Source organism: Bacillus sanguinis (assembly GCF_018332475.1).
Lineage (GTDB): Bacteria > Bacillota > Bacilli > Bacillales > Bacillaceae_G > Bacillus_A > Bacillus_A sanguinis.
This window is the reverse complement of sequence record NZ_BOQB01000437.1, coordinates 1-4470: the sequence shown is the minus strand read 5'-3', so window position 1 is coordinate 4470 and position 4470 is coordinate 1. Positions and strand designations below refer to the sequence as shown.

Below are 4470 nucleotides of genomic sequence, written 5' to 3'. Positions count from 1 at the left end.
CCATCTGTTTTAACAGCAGTACTTTCTTGTTGAGCAGTATCTTCTTCATAATCGCCACAGCCCGTTAATAAAAAAGATGATACGCCTATTGAAGTAGCAATTTTTATAAATTTACTTTTATCCATTCTCATGTGTTATACACCTAATTTCCTTTATCTATATTTTTCCAGTTACTTATATTATATAATGTAATTATTATCTTTTTCAAACTATACTCAACATGTATATTTGCATATTTTCAATGCTATTCTTCCAAATAGCATTGAAACCTTTCGACTCCCGGATATTTTCCCCCTAAACTTTTAACCTGAAAACCGATTTTTTTATAAAATCCTACTGCCTCATCGTCTGTCTCTGCCTCAAGATAAGTCAATTGGTGCGTTCTTAATACTTCCTTTATCATTTGCAACGCAATTCCTTTATAACGATATTGTGGAGCGACTGCTATATGGCAAATTCTCGTTTTATATGCTCCGATTATTTCAATACCTATACAAGCTTTTTCTTCATATTTGTAAAAAGTCCCTTTATTCCTTCCATAAAATAAAACTGCTTTCTTTAAGCTAGTTTCACTTGGACCAATTGCATACTGTAGTATATGTAAAATTGAATCTTTTTCAATTTGTTCAACACGATGTAAATTCATACTTCCATCCCTTTCTATTAAAAAAGATTAGCTCTTCATTCAAAGAGCTAATCCCATTACGCCGTTATTTTTTCTTCTTTTTTCACAACGACCGCTACATAACTATGAAGTATCATTCCGATAATAACAAGGCTCATACCAATCCAAGATAAAGATGACGGAATTGGCGCAGATAGCAAGATGAGCTCTCCTACTAGCGCAAATAAAACTTCACCGGATTGTGTTGCTTCTACTGTTGCTAGTTTTTGTGGATCATCTTTTACAAGATCTGTCGCAAAGAAGAATAATACCGTTGCGATTAAACCAGAACTAACTGCTACAATAAAACATTGGAAAACTTGGCTACTTGACGGTAGCCCGCCCGTTGATACTTCATAACCAGATAGTAAAATCCAAAATGGTAAACTTGCTAATGTCATACCAAGAACTCGCTGGAATACATCTAACTCCCCTTTACAAACTTGCATCATTTTTCGATTTCCAAGAGGATACGCAAAAGCTGCAATAAGTACTGGAACGACACATAGAACGGTTTCACGAATTCCTAATGAAGAAGCATGTTCTACTTGCATAAGTACAACACCGCATAAAATAATACCCGACATAACTAATTCCTTCATTGGGAGTTTTTTATGTAACGGATCTACCGCAAAAAATGGTGTTAACAAAATCCCTGCGACGATCGTAATTTGCCATGTAGATGCAACGAGCCAACCAGGTCCAAAAGCTCCAGCAAAACTAAGTGGTGCATAGAAGAGACCAAATCCAATGATACTCCACACTAACCATTCTTTCGGATTATTTTTCATATATTGAAAGAGTTGCTTTAAGTTTCCTCTATACATGACAATAAGTAAAAGCATTGGAACCATAAAGTAGTACCGTAATGATGCACTCCAAATCCAGCTTCCGCCTTCTAGATCCATTGCCCGGTTTAAAACGAAGGTAAAGGCAAAGAAAAATGATGCCAATATCCCTACTGCAATAGCTTTCATTATAAAACCCCTTGTTTAGTTTCTTCTTATACTATACAACAAATTAAATATAATTAAAATTCGAAATCTTTATCTCGCATCTATTCTAGCTCTATATAGTGTTCTTAGTCGACCAATATGAGCTTGATGATATCGATTATGATCGGCTATATGCCATATCCCCCATCTTATAGTCGCATTTTCTCCCTTTTCATAAAAAACCTCTCGTGTTAAATCAGCTTCTGTTAGTTTCATGCATTCCTCATAAAACATATGATGCACCGCTTCATAATCTTGCATTAATTGTTGTAACGTCTGTTTTTTTAAACTTGGCAGTTCTCCTACTTCATTTAACATAGGTCCGTATTTATTTTCAAGCACGATTGGAACTGCTTCTCCTTTTAAGCGATACACCCAATGCAAATCAACAACTGCTAAATGTTGAAGTAGTTGTCCGATGCTATTTTCATTATTTTCTGATCCTTTAAAAGACAATTCCTTCTCATCAATACCTTCTACTAACTTTTGCAATCGTTCATATGTATCCGTAACCATCGCATACAAAATCGCAACTTGCGGGTTCATATTTTTTTCTAAATGGAGATCTTTCATACGAAACTCCCTCTCTTAAAAGAACAACACCATATATTCATCATCACTATATACACCGTTCATTTTTATAGCTCTTTTTTCAATTCCATATGTTTTAAAGCCCATTGATTCATACAATTTTTTTGCCGGCTCGTTTGTGGATACAACACCTAATGTTAATTGTTCCAAGTTCATTTCTTTTGCTCTTTCAATTGCCTTACATATTAACTCACGCGCAAGGCCACTTCTTCGATTGCTTGCATCTACATACATCGCAACGATATGCCCTTTATGTTTATACGCCTCTTTCTCTTCTGTTAGTAAAGTGACAACTCCAACTAATTGATGCTCCTCATTAAAAGCACCTAATGTACAACTAGTAGCAGCTGTTAAATTACTTTCCACTCGCTTAATCGGATTTTCTTGACGAATCGCCTCTTCATAAGTCGTTACAAATGCCTCGGGATTTACTTGTAATGCTTGTAAACGTAAGTCCCAATATTTTTTTGCATCTTCTTTCGTAAGTAATCGAATCATATTTCTCCATCCCCTTTAAGTTAACATAATATTTTTACAAACTACTAATTAAAGATTGATATTCTTCTCTTAACATACTATAACGATAGCGATGAATGAACTGACCTTTACGTAATCGATCATTTCTCATTAACCCTTCGCATACAAAACCAGCCTTTCCATAGCTCTTTCTAGCTTGTAAATTATCTTCATCTACACGTAGCCATACTTTTTCTAATTCAAATTCAAAGAATGCTACATGTAACATACTATATAAGGCGGCTATTCCATACCCTTTACCCCAGTATTCTTTATTACCAATCGCGATTCCCAATTCTGCATTTTTATTTGTTTTATCAAAGTTTTTAAGATCTACCCATCCAATATGTATGCCGTTCTCTGCAGTGATAGCCCTTTGTTCATAACCATTTTTTCGATTTATACATGCCTCAATCCATTGTTTTGTATCTTCAAGAGTGAACGGTGGATATTGATCTGGTACAACTAAATGTTTTGTTACTTTTGTATCTAATGACCATTGATATCGGTCTTCTACATCATCTAGCGTCAGTTCTCTTAATTGAACGAATGGAACATTCATTGTGTTATCCCCTTTTTATTTTCCTATAGAAAACCCTTCGAACATTCTTCCTCCATACTGTTCTAACGTTTTTTCTACAAAAGTAATTAATTTACTTTTTTCTCCCGTTGTATAAAAATGATCGAACGCCGCTACAAATTGATCTGCATACTGTTCATCATATTTTCTAAGTACCCTTATAAACCATTTTGAATTTCCAAGCCATTTCCCATTTACTCTTAATACATATTCATGTAATAAATCAGCTAATAAATTCGCGATAAACAATTCTTCTTCTCTTTTTGATGCACCAATAAAATCATCCAAAGTATCCGTAATAAAATACCGCTTCTGCTTCATCATTTCTTCGGTCCATTTAGCTGGTCCTTTATTTAGTAAATCACTTGCTTCTCTTTTTAGTTTTTCAACAATTTCATTTTCACCTTTTAATACAATCCCCTCTGAAACTAATTGTGGTAACGAAGGTCTCCCGCGATCGCAATCCATTTTAAAAAAGGTTTTATACGTTTCAAAATTATGTACAAACACTTCAACAGGCCAGCCATTACTATAGAAAGATTCTCGATAACAAGACGTTAAACTTTGATCAACTATTACAATGTCCAGATCGGATGTTTTTGTCGCTTCTCCTCTTGCAACGCTTCCTCCAAGTAAAGCTACATCACAATTCGGAAATTGTGATGTAATTATGCTTTGTGCCGCTTCCATTGCTTTCATAACCGTTCCCCTTTTCTTATTTCACTTTCTTTTTTTCAGCTCTTTCTCTCGCCTTTTTAATATACGGCTCTGCGTCTGGTGTTTTGCAAGATGTTGCCCCGTGATCAACCTGCACTTTTCCAATTTCACGTGCCATTTCAATCGCTTTTCTCTCTAAGTCTTCATTACGAATTCCTATCGCAATTAAAGCACTATTCATTGCTTCTTTTTTTCTATTTTTTTCATTATGTATATTTGCTTTAATCTCTTCTAGATAAGGAAAGAAGAAATCATCTTGTAACGTTTTATTTTTAATAGCTATATTTGCTAATAAAGACCAGCCTGCTCGTCCAATCCATTCATCATCAGACTTTGTCCATTCTTCCATTCTTTCTATCGCAATTGGCGACGTACAAATAGCCGTCATCAAAACGTCCATTAAACAA

7 protein-coding genes are annotated in these 4470 nt (G+C 34.8%); all 7 read right to left on the bottom strand.

Annotated elements, in window-relative coordinates; translation table 11 throughout:
- Positions 1–244: 244 nt before the first annotated feature.
- Entirely contained in the window at positions 245–646 is a 402-nt protein-coding gene (locus KI369_RS27320) for a GNAT family N-acetyltransferase (protein WP_212958730.1), read from the bottom strand.
- Positions 647–702: 56 nt separating this feature from the next.
- Positions 703–1641 (bottom strand): DMT family transporter, encoded by a 939-nt coding sequence (locus KI369_RS27315; protein ID WP_212958728.1) that lies wholly within the window; start codon positions 1639–1641, stop codon positions 703–705.
- Positions 1642–1710: 69 nt separating this feature from the next.
- Positions 1711–2232, bottom strand: a complete 522-nt coding sequence (locus tag KI369_RS27310) for a DinB family protein (RefSeq protein WP_212958726.1) — start codon at positions 2230–2232, stop codon at positions 1711–1713.
- A gap of 15 nt (positions 2233–2247) precedes the next feature.
- The gene (locus KI369_RS27305; RefSeq protein WP_212958723.1) at positions 2248–2748 is read right to left on the bottom strand and encodes a GNAT family N-acetyltransferase; all 501 of its coding nucleotides are present in this window, start codon (positions 2746–2748) and stop codon (positions 2248–2250) included.
- A gap of 34 nt (positions 2749–2782) precedes the next feature.
- Entirely contained in the window at positions 2783–3328 is a 546-nt protein-coding gene (locus tag KI369_RS27300; protein ID WP_212958721.1) for a GNAT family N-acetyltransferase, read from the bottom strand.
- A gap of 15 nt (positions 3329–3343) precedes the next feature.
- Positions 3344–4045, bottom strand: a complete 702-nt coding sequence (locus KI369_RS27295; protein ID WP_000646315.1) for a nucleotidyltransferase domain-containing protein — start codon at positions 4043–4045, stop codon at positions 3344–3346.
- A 16-nt stretch (positions 4046–4061) separates the two neighbouring features.
- On the bottom strand, positions 4062–4470 hold a 409-nt coding region (locus KI369_RS27290; RefSeq protein WP_212958719.1), incomplete at its 5' end, for a DNA alkylation repair protein.

Coding starts and splice junctions, on each gene's coding strand:
- KI369_RS27320 (WP_212958730.1), bottom strand. CDS start 646: ATGAATTTACATCGTGTTGAACAAATTGAAAAAGATTCAATTTTACAT.
- KI369_RS27315 (WP_212958728.1), bottom strand. CDS start 1,641: ATGAAAGCTATTGCAGTAGGGATATTGGCATCATTTTTCTTTGCCTTT.
- KI369_RS27310 (WP_212958726.1), bottom strand. CDS start 2,232: ATGAAAGATCTCCATTTAGAAAAAAATATGAACCCGCAAGTTGCGATT.
- KI369_RS27305 (WP_212958723.1), bottom strand. CDS start 2,748: ATGATTCGATTACTTACGAAAGAAGATGCAAAAAAATATTGGGACTTA.
- KI369_RS27300 (WP_212958721.1), bottom strand. CDS start 3,328: ATGAATGTTCCATTCGTTCAATTAAGAGAACTGACGCTAGATGATGTA.
- KI369_RS27295 (WP_000646315.1), bottom strand. CDS start 4,045: ATGAAAGCAATGGAAGCGGCACAAAGCATAATTACATCACAATTTCCG.